Source organism: Priestia sp. TRM10 (assembly GCF_057808375.1).
In genome coordinates this window covers 1-300 of the sequence record NZ_JBJZOT010000035.1, presented here as the reverse complement: position 1 = coordinate 300, position 300 = coordinate 1, and the positions used below count along the sequence as shown (strand labels likewise).

1 protein-coding gene is annotated in these 300 nt (G+C 59.0%); it reads right to left on the bottom strand.

Annotation, left to right across the window (positions count from 1 at the left end; translation table 11 throughout):
- Positions 1-300, bottom strand: a 300-nt coding sequence (locus ACK3CR_RS27060; protein WP_488976373.1) for a hypothetical protein, incomplete at both ends; no start/stop codon positions are given.

The window sequence follows — 300 nt, the reverse complement described above, 5'->3', positions numbered from 1 at the left end:
ACGCTTCTACTCCTTCTAATCCAACACCGGTCGCTCCGGTAAGTCCCGTTGCACCCGTGACTCCCGTTACTCCCGTAACCCCAGTTGCTCCTGTGACTCCAGTTGCTCCGGTCTCTCCCGTTGCACCAGTTACGCCCGTGATTCCGGTTGCTCCGGTCTCTCCCGTGATTCCAGTTGCTCCTGTGACTCCGGTTGCTCCGGTCTCTCCTGTTGCTCCCGTAATTCCGGTTGCCCCTGTGATTCCGGTTGCTCCTGTGATTCCAGTTGCTCCTGTGACTCCGGTTGCTCCCGTAACCCCAG